Source organism: Thalassospira sp. UBA848 (assembly GCF_002295455.1).
Classification (GTDB): Bacteria; Pseudomonadota; Alphaproteobacteria; order Rhodospirillales; family Thalassospiraceae; genus Thalassospira.
Map to the genome: position 1 here is coordinate 78,980 of NZ_DBGS01000003.1, position 20,576 is coordinate 99,555.

The following is a 20,576-nucleotide window of genomic DNA, read 5'->3' on the forward strand; positions in this document are numbered from 1 at the left end:
CGTATATCGGCGTTCAGGCAAATATATCTGCCAGAAGCCTCACCAGTGCATTTGCCGGTTCAAGAACCAACCACTGGAACACCGGCAGGTCGATGCCAAGCTGCGTTGTCACATAGGGCAGCAGAAAGACCAAGCCGATCAAGATGATCATGCCGGTTTTTTCCATACGCGCCAAGACCCGCGCAACCGGCATTGGTGAAATCGCTGTCAAAACCCGCCCACCATCAAGCGGCGGAATTGGCAGCATATTGAAGACCGCCAGGATGCAATTCAGCCAAAGTGACTGATTAAGCATGGTGGCAAGCCAGTCATTCACCGCCGGAGAGAAGCTTGGCAGCCACACCAGTAGCAGGATGGATGCAATGGCAAGTGCAACGTTTGTTGCCGGACCGGCAATCGCAACGCCAATCACTCCCAAACGTTGCGGATGCAGGCGATGAAATGCCACTGGTACCGGTTTCGCATAGCCAAACAGAAACGGTGCTGCAGTCACCAACAGCAAACCCGGGATAAGGACGGTGCCGACCGGGTCAATGTGCCGGATGGGGTTCAAACTCAGTCGGCCCATCCGTTGCGCGGTGTCATCGCCAAACAATTTCGCGGCAAAACCATGCGCAGCTTCGTGCAAGGTCACGGCAAGTAGAACCGGAATAATCCACGTCGTTGCCGAGATGATCAGGTCAATCGTGTCATTCACTTCTGATCATCTCCTGCCGACCAGACCGGTGCCAGAAGTGTCGCCAGACGCACCTGCCAATCGGCGACCTGGGTGCCGTCGGGCACATCTGCCTTGAAAGTCGCGATCTGGTTGGTAAAGGTCTGAGCGCGTTGCAAAGAACTGCCCGACAAAAGCGGCGCCATAGAGACAACCTCTTCCATCTCGGTGCGCTTGCCATTGCAATGAAGTGCGATGTCGCATCCGGCTCGCAGGCACTCATGCGTGCGGCTGGCGATTGAACCACCAAGGGCTTCCATCGACAGATCATCACTGATCAGAAGGTTTTCAAAGCCGATTTCACCGCGAATAACGTCTTCAATGACCTTGGGCGATACTGTGCCGGGGCGCTGATCGTCAATGGCCGTAAACAGCAGGTGGGCCGACATTGCAGCCAACACATCCTTCATCTGCGCAAACGGCGCAAAATCAAACTCGGAAAGCGTATCGCGCGATACGCTGACAATTGGCAGATCCTTGTGGCTGTCGACTGTTGCCCGTCCATGACCCGGAATATGTTTGATGATCGGGGCAATGCCACCATCCAGAAGGCCAGCCGCCACGGCACTGGCGAGCATGATCACCTTACCGACCTCGGCGCCATACGACCGGTCCCCGATAACGTCACTCATACCTGGCAGGCGCAGATCAAGAACCGGCGCACAGGTCGTATTGAAGCCGGCTTCGCGCAAGTCCATGGCCATCAGCCGTGCATTGGTATAGGCCGCTTCGCGGGCATCATCTGGATTGCGATCAAACAGATCCCCAAATGCGCCAGCAGGCGCAATATGGCGCCAGTGCGGCGGCTTTAGCCGCATCACACGCCCGCCTTCCTGATCAACCAGAATGGGAACGTTGCTGTTGCCAACCGTTTCACGCAGCGCATCGGTTAGCGCACGTACTTGGTCATGATCTTTAACGTTACGGGCAAACAGAATGAAACCAAACGGATCAGCTTCGCGCAGAAACCCTTTTTCCCAATTGCCAAGCTCCGTCCCGGCAACCCCAAGAATACAGGCACGTGGCTTTTTGACTTCAAGGCCGGACAATGAGGCACCCCACACTGCGTTCTTTCAGATCTGCACAAAGCTTTTCGGCGGCACCTGCATCGCCAAGTGGGCCCGCCTGCAAACGATAGAAGATACCTTTTCCTTCGATATCAATACGTTGCACAAACATCTCAAGATTGCCAAGCAAGTCTTTGTTTTTCGATGATAACCGCGTCCACTCTGCCGCAGCACCCGCTTCTTCACGTACCGATGCAAGTTGAATACGAAATGCCCCCGCGTCTGCTACTTCTTGTTCGGCAGGCGCCGGTTCTTCTTTGGCTGCTTCCACCTGTTCGGTGGCCGCGGTTTCAGTGGACCGGCTTTTGGCGGCTGCAACCGCTTTTTCGGCGTCGGTCAGGTCCGGCTCGTCGATTTCAGGTGCTTCAACGACTGTATCAGCAGCTAGGCCTTGCGTCTCTTGCACCTGTTGGACGGTTTCTTCCATCGATGATTCTTCAACTGTTTCAGTCGTTTCATCATCCCCCTGTGCCTTTGCTGTCGGCACAGCTTCTGGCGCGCGTGGCATGTCCGGCAATTCCTGCAAAACCACATTCGCGTCCGGATCGACATCGCTTAGCTGATCGTAAACAGTCGTTTCGCGATGCGGAACTTCCATGCCACCCGGATCTTCCGGACGGATCTTGATCGGTGATGGATCAGGCAAAAGGATTGGCAAATTGCCGTCATCCTGAATTGGCTGCCCCTGATTGTAAAACCAGTAACCTGCCCCACCCAGCGCACCACCGATAACGACAAGACCAAGAAACACGGTCGCCAGCCCTTTGATCATGCTTTTGCCAGCGGGCTTTTCTGATCCGTAGTGATCGGCGCGCTCTGCATGAAGGCGGGAACCGTGTTCTTCGCTCATATCTTACATCTCCTCGACGGGCGTGACGCCCAACACCTCAAGACCGGATGCAATGACCGTCGCAACGGCACGGATCATTGCCAGACGTGCCAGAGTCGCCGGCAGATCATCGGCAACGATGAAGCGCAGTGCGGTGTTGTCACGTCCCTTATTCCACAATGCATGGAATTCTGCGGCAATTTCTGTCAGGAAAAAGGCAATGCGATGGGGTTCGTGTGCGATTGCCGCCTGTTCGACGATACGCGGCCATTCTGCCATGCGGCGAACCAGAAGCTTCTCTTCTTCGGTGCTTAGCAACGACAGATCTGCGGATGACAGTGTATTTTCCGAAAGGTCCTGCCCCGGGAATGCTTCAGCCGCCTGCCGGAAGACCGAATTGATGCGCGCATGGGCATACTGAACGTAGAAGACCGGGTTGTCCTTGGACTGTTCGGTCACCTTGGCGAAGTCAAACTCAAGAGCGGCGTCGTTCTTGCGTGTCAACATAATGAAACGCACCACGTCTTTGCCAACCCGCTCCACCACATCGCGCAGCGTAACAAAGGTTCCTGCGCGCTTGGACATTTTAACCGGCTCGCCATTGTCAAACAGGCTGACAAGCTGGCAAAGCTTGATATCAAGATCGCCCTCGCCGTGCGTAATCGCCTTGGTGGCAGCCTTCATGCGTTTGACGTAACCGCCATGATCGGCACCAAAGATGTCGATCATCAGGTTAAAACCGCGCTCGTACTTATCAAAGTGATAGGCGATGTCGGACGCAAAATAGGTCCAGCTGCCATCCGATTTCTTCAGCGGACGGTCTACATCATCGCCAAATTCGGTCGCTCGGAACAACGTTTGCGGGCGCGGCTCCCAGTCATCGGGCTTCTTGCCTTTCGGTGGCTCCAGCACGCCGACATAGATGTCACCCTTTTTCTCAAGATGCTCGAATGCTGACTGCACCTTTCCAGCCTTGACCAGTCCATCTTCAGAGGTGAAAACATCGTGGGCAACGCCAAGAAGACGCAAGTCTTCCTTGATCAAGGCCATCATTTCGACAATCGCAAAATTACGGAATTCCTCAAGCCAGTCTTCTTCGGGCGCGTTTTGCCATTTGTTGCCATCGCGCTCGGCCATTTTCTTACCCGGCGCTACCAGATATTCACCCGGATAAAGGCCTTGCGGGATTTCGCCAATATCTTCGCCAAGCGCCTCGCGATAGCGCAGATGAAGCGACCGGGCCAATACATCAACCTGCGCGCCGGCATCGTTGGTGTAGTATTCCTTGGTCACGGCGTAACCGGCCTTGCCAAGCAGATTGGCCAGAACGTCACCCACGACGGCCCCACGGCAATGACCAACATGCATCGGGCCGGTCGGGTTGGCTGAAACATACTCGACGTTGATCTTTTCACCCTTGCCAAGATCGCTGTTGCCGTATCCCGTGCCGACTTCAAGAACTTTGCTCACCTGGGACAGCCAGAACTGATCGGCCATGCGCAAGTTGATGAAACCGGGGCCAGCAATCTCGACGTTCTCGATATGATCAAGACCACGAAGCTTTTCTGCAAGTTTCTCGGCCAGATCCCGCGGCTTCATTCCAGCAGCCTTTGAAAGCAACATCGCCGCATTGGTTGCAGCGTCCCCGTGCGACGCATCGCGCGGCGGCTCGACCGTCACACGTGTCGTGTCAGTTCCGGAAGGAAGAACACCATCTTTTTCAAGGGCGAGAAGCTGATTCTCGATGTCGCTTTTCAACAGGCTGAAAACATTCATGACTTGGAACTTTATAATTTCTGGTTCTGACCGGACAGGCCAATTGACTGGCGCCTGTTTTGAGCCATTTCACCTTAAAACGCAAGTCACCCTTGTCCGGACCCCTGACAGGTTTTGACATTTCTGCCATGCGCGCTAAATAGAGACTTAAATACAGCGTTCCGACCATGCTATGATGTGTTCACAGAACGCAAACATGCCTGCCCCGGCAGGCTGGAGACCAAGGAGTGTTGAATGACCGATTCTTCTCGGCAAGTTCAAATGACTGAAAGTGCTGCGAAACGCATTCAGGAACTTATTGCAACCGAAGGTGCCGCGAACACGATGCTGCGCCTGCAAGTCTCTGGCGGCGGTTGCAGCGGGTTCCAGTATGAGTTCTCGCTCGATTCAGACACCACCGATGAAGATCTTATCTTCGAAAACCACGGTGCGAAAATGGTGATTGATGAAGTATCGCTCGACCTTCTGGGCGGTGCAGAGATCGATTTCGTGCGTGAATTGGTTGGTTCGGCGTTTCGTGTGAACAACCCGAATGCCACGTCCTCTTGTGGTTGCGGATCTAGTTTCTCGATTTGATCCGGATCTACAAACCGATTTATAAAACGGGGTTCGTTGATGGCGAACCCCGTTTTGTTTGACCAGATACCCCAAAAACCGAGGCCCGAATGAAAATCGCCACCTGGAATGTCAACTCAATCAAGGCCCGCCTGCCAAACATTCTTGAATGGTTACAGGACGGAAAACCGGATGTGGTTCTTTTGCAGGAAACCAAAACGGTCGATGATGCATTCCCGGCAATGGAGATCGAGGATCTCGGCTACAATATCGCGGTGCATGGTCAGAAAACCTACAACGGTGTCGCTATCCTCTCAAAGTTCCCGATTGAAGATGTCGAACGCGGTCTTCCCGGTAACGATGACGATGAGCAGGCACGGTATATCGAAGCGACCATTTCCTCGCCCAACCCGGTTCGGGTCGCCTCGATCTATGTTCCGATGGGAACCGCCGTTGGCGACAAGAAGTTTGATTACAAACTGAACTTCCTTGACCGTCTGATCACCCGGTTTGATAAAATTCGCGCCAGCGGTGAGGCCGCAGTCATGGGCGGTGATTACAACATTGCGCCCGATGACATGGATGTCTATGACCCGGTGAAGCTGCGCGAAACCGTGTTGTGCACAACGGTTGAACGCAAGCGTCTGCGCACCATGATGAATATGGGCTTTACCGACGCATTCCGGACCTTCAACCCGAAAGGCCATCAATATAGTTGGTGGGACTATCGTGCAGGTGCGTGGAACAAGGATAATGGCCTTCGTATCGACCATCTTCTTTTGACCCCGGCCGCGGCAGACAGACTAAGTGCATCAGATATCGACCGCGATCCGCGTGGCAAGGAAAAGGCATCTGATCACACACCTGTATGGTGCATGATCGACGACTGACCAGTTGCGTTCATGGATATAACAAAGGGCCGCACCAGTCAGGGTGCGGCCCTTTTTATTTGTTGTACGTTTCGGGTCTTATTCAGCTGCCTGCTGCATCGCGCTGCGATAGGCAACGATGTCTTCAATGCTGATGACGACCAAATCGTGGGATTTGGCATATTCGATCAATTCGGGCAGTCGCGCCATGGTGCCATCCGGGTTGGTGACTTCACACAGTACACCTGCGGGCTTAAAGCCAGCCAGACGCATCAAATCAACAGTGCCTTCGGTATGGCCACGACGTTCCAGAACCCCACCTGGACGGGCGCGCAGCGGGAACACATGACCCGGACGCGCCAGATCGCTTGGCTTGGTGCCATCCGCTATGGCCGTTTTGACCGTTGTGACGCGGTCCGCGGCAGATACGCCGGTGGTTACACCCACCTTGGCTTCGATGGTGACGGTAAATCCGGTCCCCATGCTTGAGGTGTTGTCTGAGACCATGGGCGGCAGTTCAAGTTCCGTTGCCTTTTCATCGGTCAGGCACAGGCAGACGATCCCGCTGCAATCGCGGATCAACATCGCCATCTGTTCATTGGTCAGATTTTCTGCGGAAAAGATAAGATCGCCTTCATTTTCGCGATCTTCGTCATCAACAACCAATACACCTTTACCCTGGCGCAGATCATCAAGCGCACGTTCCATGCGCACATGCGGATCGCCAAAGATCGACAGATCGGATTGTTTTTCAATACTCTGATTCATAACCGTCCTCTACGGATGGGGCTTACGAACCAGGGCAACAAAGAAAGGCCCGCTCTGCGGCAAATTGCCACATTGCGGTCGCAGTCAAACGGCACGTCAGTCACGCAAAAGCGCTCCTGTCATTACCGTCACGCTTTATCCTCTCCCATCCGGACTATTACCGTCGGCTCCGGAATCTCACCGGATCTGCTGACCCAAAAAGTCTTTCGACCTGTGGGCGCTCGCGGGCTTCCCAGAAAACTGGATTACCGCCGGTCGGGATTTGCACCCTGCCCTGAGAATAAGCGCCGTGTTTCAACGACAAACGCCGATCACAATTGATCGACAGGCGCACTTTATGAAAGCGCATCTGCGTTGTCAAACACCTTAAAACCATTGAAAAGTTGGCAGCTAAATTTCCGAAAGAACTTTGCCAGCACGGAAATGGAAATCACAACCGGTTTTGCGTGCCTCGCGCGGGGCCCACTGGCAAACCGCACATCTTTTGTCCGAAGTACGGCGCTTTGATTTGCATTCCCGATGTAGATAGCTGCCAAGCATTGCGTCGATATAACTGCCTTCAAATACATCGACGCCCAAGCTACGCCCCATTCTAAGGGCGGTTCGACTGTCGCACCGCGTCAGGATAAGACTCTGATCCGCAAACAGAGCGGCAAATTCGCGTAATCTGTCTGCGACCTCTGCACGACGGGACCCGACAATGTTTTGATCCCAGATCACCTTGATAAAATCGACATTCACTTTGCGTGGCGACAGGAACTCCAGTGCAGGTAATGTTATTCGATCCAGACCGACCTGAATTCCCAGCGAGTGCAGGAACTCACAGGCATCTTCGAATTCCCACCAGTTCGCAATCGCGTTCTCCATGGAAAATTCAATCGCCATATTCTCAATCAGCCTTCCATCATGCTCGGCGATGAAATCGGTGAACTTGTCGGTATGTACTGTCTGAATTTGCATATTCAAATGCAATTTATCGGGCAAGATTGCAGGTGCTATGGACGCTGTGACTTCCATGATCTTTTCATCAAGCACCCGCGACAGAATTTCGATCTCACCCGGTCCTTCCAGAAGAAAACTGGCAAGATGATGTTGGCGCAGGTAATCCAGTGAACAATAGATTTCATGGCCAAGGATTTCGCGGCGACTGTCTTCAAAACCGACAATTGCCTGTCTGCGGCACGAATCAAATACTGCTTCGGTTGTAATCGCACCGCGGAGCATTTCGGCCATGTCAAAACGCTCTGCCGCTGCACTGGCCGGCCGCTCTGCAAGTGAAATGCCCAACAAATCGCCAAGCTTTTCCTGGTCTTTTGGCCATTCGAAACGGTTCCAGAGATTGTCCGGAATATGGCCAAGCCCTTGCCGGTCAATCACGTCCGTCAGGATTTCACGGATATGCTCGACAAAGGTCTGATCATCGCTGTCCCAAGCACCGGCGCGTGCAAACGCCACCATCCCGTTTTCAAGACGGTGGACTTTGGTATTTTCAGGCAGATTGTGAAAAGCATCGCGCGTGATCGCCTGATAATCTTCTGTACCAAGACGAAGATCAGCCGGAATATTCAGGATGCCCAATGAAGGGGACTTGCCGTTAGCTGCGTGTTTGCGCAAGCTTTCGATAAATCGGTTTATGGTCAGCGCGGGTTTGGTCGAGTGGGAGTTCATGAGCATTCCTGTGTGAATCGGTCACACCATATGCCACAAACTTGGTTAACTCAACCTAAACAACTATACCATTGCATAGTGATTCCTCCACCTTTAGAGCGAGTTTGGTGAAGAAGGTACTTGCTGGCACGCCGACAACATAGCCATCAATGCGATCAACAACCCGCAGCCCCTGAAGCGCGTTGGCGGTGAAGACCGCATCAAACTCACGCAATTCCTCGGGCGTTTTGGGATCAGTGCTGATTTCAAGTTCTGCTTCCTCGGCCCACTGCAGGACATAATCCCGGGCAAGGCCACAGAGAATCCCGGTATCTTCATCCGGCGTCCACAGGCTGTCACCAGCGATACCAAACAGGTTGGCAACACTTGTCTCCGCCACGTGACCGTCTGCCGACAGGATAATGGCATCATCTGCACCGTATTTCCGGACTTCCTGTTTGGCGGCGATGTTATCAAGGTAGTTGGTGCTTTTGATGCTACCCGCCACCGAATGCGCGTTCCGGCGCACTTTTTCCGATGTTGCAACGACAAGGCCAACATTGGGATCGACCGGGTCGAACGGTGCAGCTGTGATCAGGATGGTCGGGTCCGGTGAATCTGGCGGCAAAATGCCACGCTCTCCCGGACCACGAGAAACTGTCATACGGACAACTGCGTCCTTGCGGTGAACTTGCTCAAACAAGGTTTGGACAACGCTTTCGACTTCTTCGGTCTCTGGCAAAAGATCAAGCGGAAACTCGATTAGCTCTGCGTGATGATCAAGCCGTCCCATATGAGCATCAAGCCAGGCAATCTTTCCTTCGTGGGCGCGCATGGTTTCGAAAAAACCGTCACCAAGAAGAAAGCCCCGGTCCGTTACCGGAATCGACGCTTCATCAAGATCGCAAAAACTGCCATTCATCCAAACCTGCATAGCCCGATCCCTTTTAGTCGTTATCGGCTCCCTTCCCGGAAGCGCATTTCAGAAAGTTGGCCAAAAGCATGTGGCCCTGCTCCGTCAGGACAGCCTCGGGATGAAACTGAACGCCATAAAGTGGCAGGGTTGCATGGGCAAATGCCATGACCTCCCCGTCTGGTCCCGTTGCTGTCTCAATCAAACTGCCATCATTTGGCAAATCAACAATTAACGAATGGTAGCGCGTTACTTGCAAAGGATTGTTTAATCCGGCGAACAAACCAGTCCCGGTGTGTTTGATGTATGATGTCATGCCATGCACAGGGCGCTTTGCCCGTTTCACGGTTCCGCCAAAGGCCTGCGCTATCGATTGATGACCAAGACATACCCCCAACATCGGGTAGTCGTTCTTAAGGGTGCTGATAAGTTCAAGACTGTTGCCTGCTTCATCCGGCCCGCATGGTCCGGGTGAGAATACAATTGCCTCAGGCATCATGCGACGAACATCATCCGCGGTAATATCGTCATTTCGAACAACTTTGACCGCATGACCCAGTTCCTCGAGGTAACGAGCAAGATTAAAAACAAAGGAATCATAGTTATCAATCAGCAGGATCATTTCAGATCCTTTGCATCAATGCCGAACAGTTCGAACATCTTCGCGGCCTTGACCAGTGTTTCTTCGTATTCCAATGCCGGGTCACTATCAGCAACAATTCCGCCGCCCACGTTAAAGGCCAGTCTACCACCATTCACGCTGAGTGTTCTGATGGCAATATTGGTGTCCATGGTGCCATCAAACCCGACATACCCAATCGCACCACAATAGGCGCCGCGCGTCGTGCCTTCGAGTTCTGTAATGATTTCCATCGCCCGAATTTTCGGAGCACCAGTAATAGACCCACCCGGAAAACAGGCCCGCAACGCATCAATGGCAGTCTTGCCTTCTTTGAGTTCACCCGTCACGGTCGACACCAGGTGATGCACGTTAGCATAGCTTTCAAGTGTACAAAGCGCAGGTGTCTTCACAGTATGAGGATTACTCACTTTCGACAGGTCGTTTCGCAAAAGATCAACAATCATAACGTTTTCTGCGCGATCTTTTGCAGAAAGCATTAATTCCTGAGCCAATTCCGCGTCACTCAACGGGGTCTCTCCGCGCGGCCGGGTTCCCTTGATCGGTTTGGTTTCGATCTGTCCGTTGGTGACTTTCAGAAACCTTTCAGGTGAATTGGAAAGTACCGCGACATCGCCAAAGTTCAGGAACGCGCCAAAAGGTGCGGAGCTGATGTCACGCAGGCGTCGATACAGGTCAAAGCGCATCGGTATTGCATCGGTTGGATACTCTGCCCGGAAACTTTGAGATAGGTTTGCCTGAAAAATGTCGCCCGCAAAAATGTAATCAATGACGCTTTGTACAGCTGCCTCATATGCCTTGCGATCAAAGTTCGATTGCCAGTTCGAGATGATCGGCGCGTGCGGAACTGCGGGCGTATCGATCAAGGGTTTGGCAAGTTTCAGGTACTTGCGAACCAGGCTCATACGATCCTTGGCGCGTTGATCACGTTTCGGCCCGGGCGTTTCAGGAATACCACTAGAAATCAACCACATGCGTCGATCATGCTGGTCAAACGCAATCACCAGATCATAGATGCCAACCGCCATATCCGGCATCGAAAGCCAGTCATTCGCTGCTTTGGGCAGGACTTCGGTCTGGTGCGCCAGTTCATATCCAAAATAGCCAACGGCCCCACCCTGAAATGGTGGAAGCCCCTCGTCAGTCTGAACTGGATATCGTCCCAGAAGATCATCAAGCACATCAAACGGATCGCCGGGTACGTCAAAACCATCAAGTACCACCTGCCCGTTCTTTGCCGTTAGCTTGTGTAATGGCGACACCACAATGTAGGAAAACCGGTCCCGGTCTCCGGAATCAAGAAAGTGGCTGTCGGCAAAGACCGAAAACGCGCCGTAGGCATCGACCGGCTCGATATAGGGACATTCTTCTATCAGCATTCAACAGGGGCAATCTTGCGGGAAAAGGGATCAAAACCGCCGCGAAGTGCGGATCACAGCCAAGTCTGTAACAAGGAATGCAAAATTAAGCGATTCTTTTGCAATATGGCGAAGGGTTTTTATCGATCACAGATGATTTTCGAACCTAACAAAAGAAAAGGCCAACCCATCAAGGTTGGCCTTTTTTCATTCCAGATCGAACTTCCGATCACATCGAGGCGATACGTGCGAAAGCATCGTTGAGTTTGGCCAACGTATCCTTGGCCTCTTCAAGTTTGGCTTTCTCCGCACTCACGATATGTTCAGGCGCGCGGCTAACAAACTTCTCGTTCGACAGTTTGCCTTCCTGAGCCTTGATGTATTTCGTCTTGTCCTGAATTTCCTTTTCAAGACGTGCTTTTTCGGCAGCCACATCGATGAAATCGGCGACAGATACGAAGACCGTTACCCCGTCAACCACAGTCTGGATCGCGCCCTTGGCAATTGCTTCAACATCACCCTGCCCTTTGAAGGCAATCTCGGCCACGCGTGCAAGGCGTTTAACCTGGGCTTCCTGTGCGGAAACAGCAGCCTTCATCGCGTCAGATGCATCCACCAGATAAACTGGAACTTCGGCCGCCGGCGGAACATTCATTTCCGAACGCACGCCACGGATATTTCCGATCAGGCGGATGGCAAGATCAACTTCGGCTTCTGCCTCACGATCAATCAGGGCGTCGTCAAATGACGGATAACCTTCGGCAATCAGCATTTTGGCACGACCATCAGCCGTCTTATCCCATAGTTCCTCGGTGATAAATGGCATGATCGGGTGCAAGATCAGAAGGATCTGATCAAGAACCCACGCGGTGACGGCCCTGATTTCAGCCTTGGCTTCTTCGTCATTGCCCATCAGAACCGGTTTGGCCAGCTCCAAATACCAGTCGCAGAAAGAACCCCAGACGAACTGATAGGCACTGCTGGCCGCATCGTTGAAACGATAGGTCTCGATACCGGTGCCGACCGACTTCGCAGCTTCAACCGTTTTACCAACGATCCATCGACCAAGGACCGATTTCACTTTGCTTGGGTCAAAGCCGTCAACCGGCTTGCATTCGTTCATCTCGGCAAAGCGCGCAGCATTCCAAAGCTTCGTTGCGAAGTTTCGGTAACCTTCAACACGTGAAGCGGCAAGTTTGATGTCGCGTCCCTGTGCCGCAAGGGCTGTCAGGGTGAAACGCAGGGCGTCACAACCGTATTCATCTATGATTTCAAGCGGATCAATCACGTTGCCCTTGGACTTGGACATCTTCTGGCCGTGTTCGTCGCGAACAAGTGCATGAATATAGACATCACGGAACGGTACTTTGCCGTCCATGAAATACATGCTCATCATGATCATCCGGGCAACCCAGAAGAAGATGATGTCAAAGCCGGTAACCAGAACATCGCCCGGGTAATATTTGGCAAGCTCAGGTGTCTTTTCCGGCCATCCCAGCGTTGAATAGGGCCACAGGCCAGACGAGAACCAGGTGTCAAGAACGTCGGTTTCCTGCGTCAGTTCGACATCCTTGCCATAATGGGCCTTGGCAGCTGCCTTGGCTTCTTCTTCGGTCTCTTCGACAAAAAATTCGCCGTCCGGGCCGAACCATGCGGGGATACGATGCCCCCACCACAGCTGACGCGAAATACACCATGGCTGGATGTTACGCATCCACTCAAAATAGGTGTTTTCCCAGTTCTTTGGCACAAAGCGAATGCGGCCGTCTTCAACCGCTTCGGTTGCCGGCTTCGCAAGAACCTCAGCATTTACAAACCACTGATCGGTCAGATAAGGCTCGATCACGACGTTGGAACGGTCGCCATAGGGGACCATGTGGACGGTATCTTCGATCTTCTCAAGCAGACCGAGTTCATCCATCTTGGCGACAATCTGTTTGCGTGCTTCAAAGCGATCCAGACCGCGGTATTCCTCGGGCGCTTCGTCATTGATGCACGCGTGGTCATCCATGATGTTGATTTTTTCAAGTCCGGCGCGTTTGCCGACCTCAAAGTCATTGAAATCATGGGCTGGCGTGATTTTAACAGCGCCAGAACCTTTTTCCGGATCGGCATATTCGTCTGCAACGATTTTGATACGACGCCCGACAATCGGCAGGATGCAGTATTTACCAACCAGATCCTTGTAACGTTCGTCTTCCGGATGCACGGCAATACCTGTATCGCCCAGCATCGTCTCCGGACGCGTGGTCGCAACCGTTACAAATTCGCCGTCGCGCCCCTCAATCGGATATTTGAAGTGCCAATAGTGGCCTTTGACCTCTTTCTGAACGACTTCTAGGTCGGAAATCGCCGTCAGTAGTTTCGGGTCCCAGTTGACCAGACGCTTGTCACGGTAAATCAGACCATCTTTGTGCAGCTTGACGAATACCTTGCGCACAGCGGCCGACAGGCCATCATCCATTGTGAAGCGTTCACGCGGCCAATCCGGTGACGCGCCCAGACGACGCAGCTGATTGGTGATGGTCCCACCGGATTTTTCTTTCCACTCCCAGACCTTCTCAACGAATTTTTCACGGCCAAGGTCATGACGCGTGACATTCTGTTCGCCAAGCTGGCGCTCAACCACCATCTGGGTTGCAATCCCGGCGTGGTCAGTACCTGGTTGCCAAAGGGTATCTTTACCCTTCATCCGGTTGTACCGTATCAGGATATCCTGAAGCGTAAACGTCAGTGCGTGCCCCATGTGGAGGCTGCCGGTCACGTTGGGCGGCGGCATCATGATGACATAGGGATCGGCACTTGAGCTCACATCGCAGGCAAAGGCCCCTGCTTTTTCCCATTTATCGTAAAGTCTGCCTTCAACATCGGCCGGGTTGTAGGTCTTCTCCAACATGGTCTTTTGATCCGCTGCGGGTTTCATCAGTTATACAAAGAAAAAGCGGCGCACCGTTGGCGCGCCGCTCGAATGTTAAAATCGGCTCGCCTACAGGTCTTCGGCGCGGTTCACGATCCGCTCGATTTCCTTTTTCACAAGGCGTTCGATCATATAGGGAAGGTTTTCGTCAAGCCATTCCTTAAGCAACGGACGAAGCATGTCTCGCACCAGATCCTCTAGGGTGGCATGCCCGGCATTGACGCCAAGGGCCACAGCGCGTTTCTTTGCAACAGCTTGCGCCAATTCCGAGATGGTTCCGGTCGCTGTTGATTCCGTCATATTGGAAATCAGCGGCTCGTCATCATCCTCGTCGTCATAAAGGGCTGGCATTGCCGGTTCGGGCTCTGGCTCGGGTTCCGGCTCTTCAAATTCCTCATCCAAAGGGGTTTCATCGAAATCGAGCATATCGTCGAGTTCGAGGTCTTCCTCTTCTTCCGGTTCATCGAGTTCCAGTTCCTCCGGCTCGTCGTCAAATTCTAGCTCTTCTGGCTCTTCATCAAGAACGAGTTCGTCGATTTCTTCTTCTGGCTCGGGCTCAGGTTCTGGTTCCGGCTCGGGCTCAGGTTCTGGCTCGGGTTCCGGCGTCGGTTCGGGTTCAGGAGCAGCTTCCTGTTTTTCTTCATCCCCTTCATCAGCAAGAATCTTGCGGATCGACTGGAGGATATCCTCCATGGAAGGTTCTTGTTGCCCGTCACTCATAATTAAACTTCCGCACTAGTGTCATTTAACCAGACCGATCCGACCCAAGTCCGAAGGCAGGGTGACTCACCCTGCCCCGACCATCAACAAATCAATCCGTTCCCCACCACTGGTCCTTGACCTTTTTATAGTTGGACTCAGTGTCATAAATTTCGACCGGCAGACCAAGGACCTGCGCATTAAGCGCCCCCATGGCGGCCTTTACCTGAAATTCCGCAACTGCAGCGTCACGACGTGAACCAACCAGATCCACACGGGCCTGCAATAGTTCCTGTTCCTGATCAAGAACGTCAAGAACTGTACGTGAACCCACAGATGCTTCTCTTTGAACGCCATCAAGGGCGACTTCCGCCGATGAAACCTGCGCCTGTTGCGATTCGATACTTGCCCGTGCTGTAACAAGTGTTTCCCATGCACTGGTTGCATTTTCGATCACCGAACGGCGCGCTTCATCAATCTGTATCCGCGCCTGTCCAGCAGTCTGTTTTGCCGAACGCACGTCCGAGAAAACGGCACCTTGCTGATAAAGCGGAATGGAAACCGATGCGATGATATCTGCGCTATCGGCCGTAAAATCCTCGGTCGAGGCTTCATGCGCCCGCTCAACACCAGCTGCCAGGGTGACTTCCGGGTACAGCGAACCTTCGCTCAGCTGGATATCAGACTGCGCTGCTTGTTCTGTATAGACCGCCTGAAGAACTTCAGGATGCTGATCCTGTGCGATCGCCAGGACATCGGAAATACTGGTTGGCAACCCAGCAAGCGGATTGGGAATTTCAAGGTTGCTTGGCGGATTTCCCACAAGGCGCTCGTACTGTGCGCGGGTATTGGCCAAGGCGCCCTGTGCTGAAATCAAATTAGCTTTTGCGCCCGCAAGGCGCGCTTCAGCCTGGGAAACGTCCGTGCGGGTTACCTCGCCGACTTCAAACCGATCACGGGTGGCTTCCAGCTGACGTTCCAGAACGCGGACGTTATTCTGATTAAGTTCAACAACAGCGGTATCCCGCAGAACATTGAAGTAAACCGTTGCGACTTGAAGCATCACATCCTGCTCGGTCGAGCGCAGCGAAGCGCGCCCTGCCTTGATACGGGCTTCCGCGCGTTCGGTTTCTGCTGTCGTACGCCCGCCACGATAAAGCGGCTGCGTAACATCAAGACCAACAGTATAAGGTGTCAGGCTGTTGTCGGTATTGGTGCTATTGACCTCGGTCTCGTAGTCGCGAACACCTGCGCTGCCCGAAAGGCTAACGCTTGGACGCCAGTTTGACAGCGCCGATGAAATTTCTTCGTCAGTCGAGCGCAAAGCGGCACGACCGGCTTCGAGTGTCGGGTTGCTCTGATATGCCTTGATAAGAGCTTCTTCCAGGCTTTCTGCAGAGGCACCGTTGGCAAGAACACCTCCGGTGGCCAGAATACTGCAGGTCAGCAAGAACCGTTTGATCATTTATCTACCCTTGTAAAATCCTACACCAAGTCCCGACCCCGGCGCAGTTTCACGTATGGTAACGACGGAAAGAAAATTTTCCAAGAAAAGAGGCATTTGCATCAAAAAAAAGTAATGTGCCCCGTTTTCTCCGTCATTGCCGTTTTCAATCGTAGCGGCTCATATCACGCTCAATTTCAAGCGCCCATGCATCTATACCGCCGCGAACATTAAAAACCTCTTTAAATCCATGGTCCTCAAGGAACCGGCCAGCATGACGACTGCGAACGCCATGGTGACAGATGATTGCCAAAGGCACATCAGGCGCCAGTTCACCCACCTTGCTCGAAAGCTCGGAAAGTGGAACATGCAGCGCCTGACTGATAGAGCAGATTTCAAGTTCCCAGTCTTCCCGAACATCAAGCAAGGCAATCGGCTGATCGCTTTTCAGCCTTGCCGAAAGTTCAGTACAACTGATGTCTCGCACCATCAAACTCCAAACCGGACTCGATCCGGTCGAAACGCAAAATCAGAAGACAAAGCGTTCTGTCGGCTCGAACCCAGGAAGGTATGGGATATTCGCATCAAACAGATCGCGATGACCAATCACGCCATTTTCGCGTTCATAAAGGCGTGCGACACCCACCTTGCCGGGCTCACGCACGACAGCCAGCAAACGACCGCCGTCGGAAACCTGATCAAGGATTGTCGCAGGAACGTCGGCGACCGCACCGTCAAAGATAATCACGTTATAGGGTGCCTGTTTGGCATAACCGGTGGCCATGTCACCTTCGACAACAATAACGTTGTCATAGTTTTCCGCCTGGAAGGTTGCCTCGGCTGCCGCGGCCATTTCCTTGTCGCTTTCGACGGAAACGACAGTTTCAGCAACGCGTGAAATCAGTGCACTGGAATAGCCGTAACCAGCCCCAATAACCAGCGCAACGTCCGTTTCGGCAATTTGTGCGCTTTGCATAAGACGTGCGATGACCATCGGTTCCATGGCAAAACGTCCGCCACCGACGGCAATGTCCTCGTCGATATATGCGACACCGCGCTTGCCTTCTGGCAGGAACAGTTCGCGCGGAACCCCTTCCATCGCTTCGATGACCAGCGGATCGGTAACCTTGTTGGTCCGAACCTGATTTTCCACCATGTTATGGCGCGCGACTTGGTAATCCATGTTTATCTGACCTGAAAATTCTCGCGAGAAACAGACCGCAGTCCTCCTTTTGTCCCCAAAGACGGCTGCGGCAATTGCCCTGTTTATAGTCAGCACATAAGCAACTGACAACATCGGATCAATGTGTGGCTTCGATTTTAACACATTGACGGCACTAAAAGATTGACCTTTACACGCTCATATCCGCGCAATGCTCCTTTTCATAAGGCAACTGAGCATCTGGACATGGCAGGAACATAGCTCTGTGCGATGCCGACTACTTCTTGCTCATATGAAATATGTTTTTGCGTTTTCAGGTCGTTACACAACAACGCGTCCGAAAAAACACGACAAAAATTACACAACCGTCACTTGAAACGGTCGACGGCTGCCTAAACATAAACCAAAGCATAGTCTTAGGCACGCCTTGCACACACCATAACGATGAACGATTTCGCTTTGCCTAGCGGGTTCTGCTGTCGCGCTTCGGGTGACTTAGTAAACTGTCTCGGCAAGAGATTTAGGGGAAAATAATGCGTGATAATGGTCCTGTAACCAATCGCGAAGTCCTGATGAATGACGATGATATTCTCGTCTCGGGGACAGATACGGGTGGACGCATCAAGTTCGCCAACAAATCCTTTGTGGATATTAGCGGCTTTACAGACGACGAACTGATCGGATCGCCGCACAATGTTGTGCGCCACAGCGACATGCCCAAAGAGGCCTTTGCAAACCTTTGGGAAACGATCAAAGCCGGACTTCCCTGGCAAGGTCTGGTCAAGAACCGCACCAAAAATGGTGACCATTATTGGGTTCGCGCAACTGTAACCCCAACCTTGGAAAAGGGTGAGGTCACAGGCTATGTATCGATCCGGACCAAACCGACGGACACGGAAAAAAAGCGTGCCGAAAGCATTTATGCGGACTTGCGCAAGGGTGAGGCAAAAAATGTCGGCCTTGAATATGGTGAGATTGTAGATACCAGCACCAAGGCGAAATTGGGCAACTTCCTTTCCAGTATCAAAGGAAGCCTGACCGTCGCGTTTGGCACCATGGTCATTCTGATGATGCTGATCGGTGGATATGGCCTGTGGGGCCAATACAACACTGAGAAGTCGCTGATAAACCTCTATGAAAATCGCGTAAAACCGCTGAACCTGCTCAAACAGATATCGGATGATTACGCTGTTTTCGTTGTTGATGCCTCTCACAAGGTTCGCAATGGCAACTTCTCGTGGCAGGAAGGCATTGAAAGTATTGATCTCGCGAAGACACGCATCAAGGCGAACCTTGAGCTTTATCTCAATCGTGAATTAGGCCGTCGGGAAACGCCAATCGTTCAGGAAGTCCGCGGCATGCTGCCCGTCGCTGATGAACTGGTCGACCGCCTTCGACAGATTTTTGTCGCTGAAGACAGCGCGGCCCTTGATGCTCTCGTCAAGGAAGAGCTTTATCAGAAAATTGATCCGCTGACTGAACTGATCGGCAATCTGTCTGTTCTTCAAAACCTGATCGCCGGCGAACGTGTAGAAAAGGCGCGCGCGGATTTCGTTCAGACCCTGATTATTGAACTCGTCCTCATCGCACTCGCCATCATCTCGACAGTGATTTACGGTGGATGGTTGATCAAGAAGCTCAGACGTCCACTTGCGCAGATGGAAAATCATTTCGATGCCATCGAAACCAATGATTCGGGCTATGTGATCGAATTACCATCTGTTTCCGATTTCAAACCGGCGATACAGCAATTGCGCGCTTTGCACGCCAAACTTTGCTATGCCAAACTCGAACGCGAAGAAAATGAATCCAGGTCCAACCAGCAACGCGTTGGCGCGCTGCGTGGGCTTGCCGAGACCGTCGAGCAAGAACTGCAGAAAGTCGTTCAGGCAATCATTGATCAAACAGGTCGTTTGAACGCTGCTGCTGTTGATATGGCAGGCTCTTCAGAGCGTGTTTCCGAGAACTCCGAGAGTGTTGCCGCTGCCGCACACGAAGCCTTGGCAAATGCAGAAACCGTCTCTGGCGCATCTGAAGAACTGGCTGCGTCGATCCGTGAGATTACGCGGCAAATTGAAGAAGCAACCAGCCTGACAGCAGAAGCCAATCGTGCCGGTGAAAGTGCAGAAAACACAGTCAAATCATTGAAGGACAGCGTTGATCGTATTGGCGAGGTTGCAGAACTGATCGGTGATATTGCAGCTCAAACTAACCTTCTTGCCTTGAATGCGACCATTGAGGCCGCCCGCGCTGGCGATGCCGGCAAAGGTTTCGCGGTTGTCGCCCAGGAAGTTAAAAACCTTGCCAATCAAACCGCCAAGTCCACTGAGGAAATCACCCGCCAGCTTGGAGAAATCCAGAATGTTACGGGTTCTGTTGTCGCCACCGTTCAGCAGATGACGTCAAGCATCCGTCGCGTTGACGAAGTCGCCTCCAACGTTGCGGTCAATGTTCGCCAGCAAGACGACGCAACCCAGGAAATCGCTCGTAACGTGGTTCAGACGGCGGAAGCGTCAAATGAAGTGACCGAAAAGATCGGGCATGTTGCCTCCGAGGCGCAGGACAACCTCACGCGTGCGGCTGACATGAATAAAATCGCCGAAGAAGTAGATGTGAGCATCGCTGAACTTCGCAACAGCCTTGTTCGAATCGTTCGTACTGCCACACCTGAGGTAAATCGCCGTAAGGATCCTCGGCACGAAGCTCAACTGGCAGTTACGGTTAAGGTCAAGGGGAAGTCAATCCGTGGTCAGACCATCGACATATCGACGGGTGGCGTAAAGGTCTCGCTTGCTGAGGCGATCAAAGAAGGGACAAAAGGCGAAATCACCATCGATGGCCCGAACACCACGATCCCGTTTGAGGTCGAAAACGCCCTTGATACGATCGCAAACCTCGATTTCGCACCAAGCAAGATCCGCGAGGAACAACTGAAACCGTGGCTTGAAAGACGCTTTGGCAAAGCCAAAGGTTAGTCCCAAGGCCAACTGTGGAATGACATTCCTATAAGCCCTCACAACCACCCGAGAAGTTTTTTCGGGTGGTTTTTTCTTTTTCACGGGACTATTCGGCAAGCCTTCAGAAAAATGTAAAATTGGGTGCTTGACGGGGTATGATTGTTGAGGCTATACACCGCTCCAGCCAACGCGAAGGCGCGATGGCGGAGTGGTTACGCAGAGGACTGCAAATCCTTGCACGCCGGTTCGATTCCGGCTCG

General features: G+C 52.8%; 17 protein-coding genes and 1 riboswitch. Of the genes, 3 read left to right on the forward strand and 14 right to left on the reverse strand.

Translation table 11 applies throughout. The annotated features are described in order from the left end of the window. Positions 1–13 precede the first annotated feature (13 nt). From B2R48_RS00565 to argS, 4 genes are read right to left on the reverse strand one after another with little or no spacing between them, the layout of a single operon-like run. Complete coding sequence (locus B2R48_RS00565; protein ID WP_296996504.1) at positions 14–697, reverse strand: site-2 protease family protein; 684 nt, start codon at positions 695–697, stop codon at positions 14–16. After that, positions 694–1,764, reverse strand: a complete 1,071-nt coding sequence (gene nagZ, locus B2R48_RS00570; protein WP_296996507.1) for a beta-N-acetylhexosaminidase — start codon at positions 1,762–1,764, stop codon at positions 694–696. Before nagZ ends, B2R48_RS00565 begins: the two co-directional genes overlap by 4 nt. Beyond that, entirely contained in the window at positions 1,751–2,632 is an 882-nt protein-coding gene (locus tag B2R48_RS00575; protein WP_296996510.1) for an SPOR domain-containing protein, read from the reverse strand. Before B2R48_RS00575 ends, nagZ begins: the two co-directional genes overlap by 14 nt. Positions 2,633–2,635: 3 nt before the next feature. Continuing rightward, positions 2,636–4,387, reverse strand: a complete 1,752-nt coding sequence (argS, locus tag B2R48_RS00580) for an arginine--tRNA ligase (protein ID WP_296996512.1) — start codon at positions 4,385–4,387, stop codon at positions 2,636–2,638. Positions 4,388–4,621: 234 nt separating this feature from the next. Here argS and erpA point away from each other — a divergent pair, with 234 nt between their 5' ends. Beyond that, positions 4,622–4,963 (forward strand): iron-sulfur cluster insertion protein ErpA, encoded by a 342-nt coding sequence (gene erpA, locus B2R48_RS00585; RefSeq protein WP_062954934.1) that lies wholly within the window; start codon positions 4,622–4,624, stop codon positions 4,961–4,963. 89 nt (positions 4,964–5,052) lie between these two features. Continuing rightward, positions 5,053–5,832: an exodeoxyribonuclease III gene (gene xth, locus B2R48_RS00590; protein ID WP_296996519.1), complete on the forward strand. Its 780-nt coding sequence runs from the start codon at positions 5,053–5,055 to the stop codon at positions 5,830–5,832. Between the two features lie 78 nt (positions 5,833–5,910). Here the strand turns inward: xth and ribB are convergent, their stop codons facing one another. The 10 genes from ribB to B2R48_RS00640 all read right to left on the reverse strand — a co-directional run bounded on the left by ribB (position 5,911) and on the right by B2R48_RS00640 (position 17,380). Beyond that, positions 5,911–6,579, reverse strand: a complete 669-nt coding sequence (gene ribB / locus B2R48_RS00595; protein ID WP_296996523.1) for a 3,4-dihydroxy-2-butanone-4-phosphate synthase — start codon at positions 6,577–6,579, stop codon at positions 5,911–5,913. A gap of 133 nt (positions 6,580–6,712) precedes the next feature. Next, positions 6,713–6,865, reverse strand: a riboswitch (FMN riboswitch). A 104-nt stretch (positions 6,866–6,969) separates the two neighbouring features. Further along, the gene (locus tag B2R48_RS00600) at positions 6,970–8,247 is read right to left on the reverse strand and encodes an EAL domain-containing protein (RefSeq protein ID WP_213473084.1); all 1,278 of its coding nucleotides are present in this window, start codon (positions 8,245–8,247) and stop codon (positions 6,970–6,972) included. 55 nt (positions 8,248–8,302) lie between these two features. Next, a complete protein-coding gene (locus B2R48_RS00605) occupies positions 8,303–9,160 on the reverse strand; it encodes an aminotransferase class IV (RefSeq protein WP_296996528.1) in 858 nt (285 codons plus the stop codon). Positions 9,161–9,173: 13 nt separating this feature from the next. Continuing rightward, positions 9,174–9,761 (reverse strand): anthranilate synthase component II, encoded by a 588-nt coding sequence (locus B2R48_RS00610; RefSeq protein ID WP_062954939.1) that lies wholly within the window; start codon positions 9,759–9,761, stop codon positions 9,174–9,176. After that, complete coding sequence (gene pabB / locus B2R48_RS00615; protein ID WP_296996534.1) at positions 9,758–11,158, reverse strand: aminodeoxychorismate synthase component I; 1,401 nt, start codon at positions 11,156–11,158, stop codon at positions 9,758–9,760. Before pabB ends, B2R48_RS00610 begins: the two co-directional genes overlap by 4 nt. A 208-nt stretch (positions 11,159–11,366) precedes the next feature. Beyond that, positions 11,367–14,033 (reverse strand): valine--tRNA ligase, encoded by a 2,667-nt coding sequence (locus B2R48_RS00620; RefSeq protein ID WP_296996537.1) that lies wholly within the window; start codon positions 14,031–14,033, stop codon positions 11,367–11,369. Positions 14,034–14,123: 90 nt separating this feature from the next. Further along, positions 14,124–14,747 carry a DUF2497 domain-containing protein gene (locus B2R48_RS00625; RefSeq protein ID WP_062954941.1) on the reverse strand — a complete coding sequence of 208 codons (624 nt, stop codon included), beginning with the start codon at positions 14,745–14,747 and terminating at the stop codon, positions 14,124–14,126. Positions 14,748–14,865: 118 nt separating this feature from the next. Next, on the reverse strand, positions 14,866–16,218 hold the full coding sequence (locus B2R48_RS00630) for a TolC family outer membrane protein (protein WP_062954942.1): 1,353 nt from the start codon (positions 16,216–16,218) through the stop codon (positions 14,866–14,868). Positions 16,219–16,363: 145 nt separating this feature from the next. Then, positions 16,364–16,687, reverse strand: a complete 324-nt coding sequence (locus B2R48_RS00635) for a rhodanese-like domain-containing protein (RefSeq protein ID WP_296996546.1) — start codon at positions 16,685–16,687, stop codon at positions 16,364–16,366. Between the two features lie 39 nt (positions 16,688–16,726). Beyond that, positions 16,727–17,380, reverse strand: coding sequence for a protein-L-isoaspartate O-methyltransferase family protein (locus tag B2R48_RS00640; RefSeq protein WP_296996548.1), 654 nt, complete (start codon positions 17,378–17,380; stop codon positions 16,727–16,729). Between the two features lie 512 nt (positions 17,381–17,892). On the opposite strand from B2R48_RS00640, the gene B2R48_RS00645 reads away from it, so the two are divergent. After that, entirely contained in the window at positions 17,893–20,334 is a 2,442-nt protein-coding gene (locus B2R48_RS00645) for a methyl-accepting chemotaxis protein (RefSeq protein WP_062954945.1), read from the forward strand. The last annotated feature ends 242 nt before the right edge of the window (positions 20,335–20,576 follow it).

What these genes read in the sequence shown, in the direction of transcription:
- xth (WP_296996519.1), top strand. Translation starts at nt 5,053, where the DNA reads ATGAAAATCGCCACCTGGAATGTCAACTCAATCAAGGCCCGCCTGCCA.
- B2R48_RS00630 (WP_062954942.1), bottom strand. Translation starts at nt 16,218, where the DNA reads ATGATCAAACGGTTCTTGCTGACCTGCAGTATTCTGGCCACCGGAGGT.
- B2R48_RS00645 (WP_062954945.1), top strand. Translation starts at nt 17,893, where the DNA reads ATGCGTGATAATGGTCCTGTAACCAATCGCGAAGTCCTGATGAATGAC.
- erpA (WP_062954934.1), top strand. Translation starts at nt 4,622, where the DNA reads ATGACCGATTCTTCTCGGCAAGTTCAAATGACTGAAAGTGCTGCGAAA.
- ribB (WP_296996523.1), bottom strand. Translation starts at nt 6,579, where the DNA reads ATGAATCAGAGTATTGAAAAACAATCCGATCTGTCGATCTTTGGCGAT.
- B2R48_RS00625 (WP_062954941.1), bottom strand. Translation starts at nt 14,747, where the DNA reads ATGGAGGATATCCTCCAGTCGATCCGCAAGATTCTTGCTGATGAAGGG.
- B2R48_RS00610 (WP_062954939.1), bottom strand. Translation starts at nt 9,761, where the DNA reads ATGATCCTGCTGATTGATAACTATGATTCCTTTGTTTTTAATCTTGCT.
- pabB (WP_296996534.1), bottom strand. Translation starts at nt 11,158, where the DNA reads ATGCTGATAGAAGAATGTCCCTATATCGAGCCGGTCGATGCCTACGGC.
- B2R48_RS00605 (WP_296996528.1), bottom strand. Translation starts at nt 9,160, where the DNA reads ATGCAGGTTTGGATGAATGGCAGTTTTTGCGATCTTGATGAAGCGTCG.
- B2R48_RS00600 (WP_213473084.1), bottom strand. Translation starts at nt 8,247, where the DNA reads ATGAACTCCCACTCGACCAAACCCGCGCTGACCATAAACCGATTTATC.
- argS (WP_296996512.1), bottom strand. Translation starts at nt 4,387, where the DNA reads ATGAATGTTTTCAGCCTGTTGAAAAGCGACATCGAGAATCAGCTTCTC.
- B2R48_RS00575 (WP_296996510.1), bottom strand. Translation starts at nt 2,632, where the DNA reads ATGAGCGAAGAACACGGTTCCCGCCTTCATGCAGAGCGCGCCGATCAC.
- B2R48_RS00620 (WP_296996537.1), bottom strand. Translation starts at nt 14,033, where the DNA reads ATGTTGGAGAAGACCTACAACCCGGCCGATGTTGAAGGCAGACTTTAC.
- B2R48_RS00640 (WP_296996548.1), bottom strand. Translation starts at nt 17,380, where the DNA reads ATGGATTACCAAGTCGCGCGCCATAACATGGTGGAAAATCAGGTTCGG.
- B2R48_RS00635 (WP_296996546.1), bottom strand. Translation starts at nt 16,687, where the DNA reads ATGGTGCGAGACATCAGTTGTACTGAACTTTCGGCAAGGCTGAAAAGC.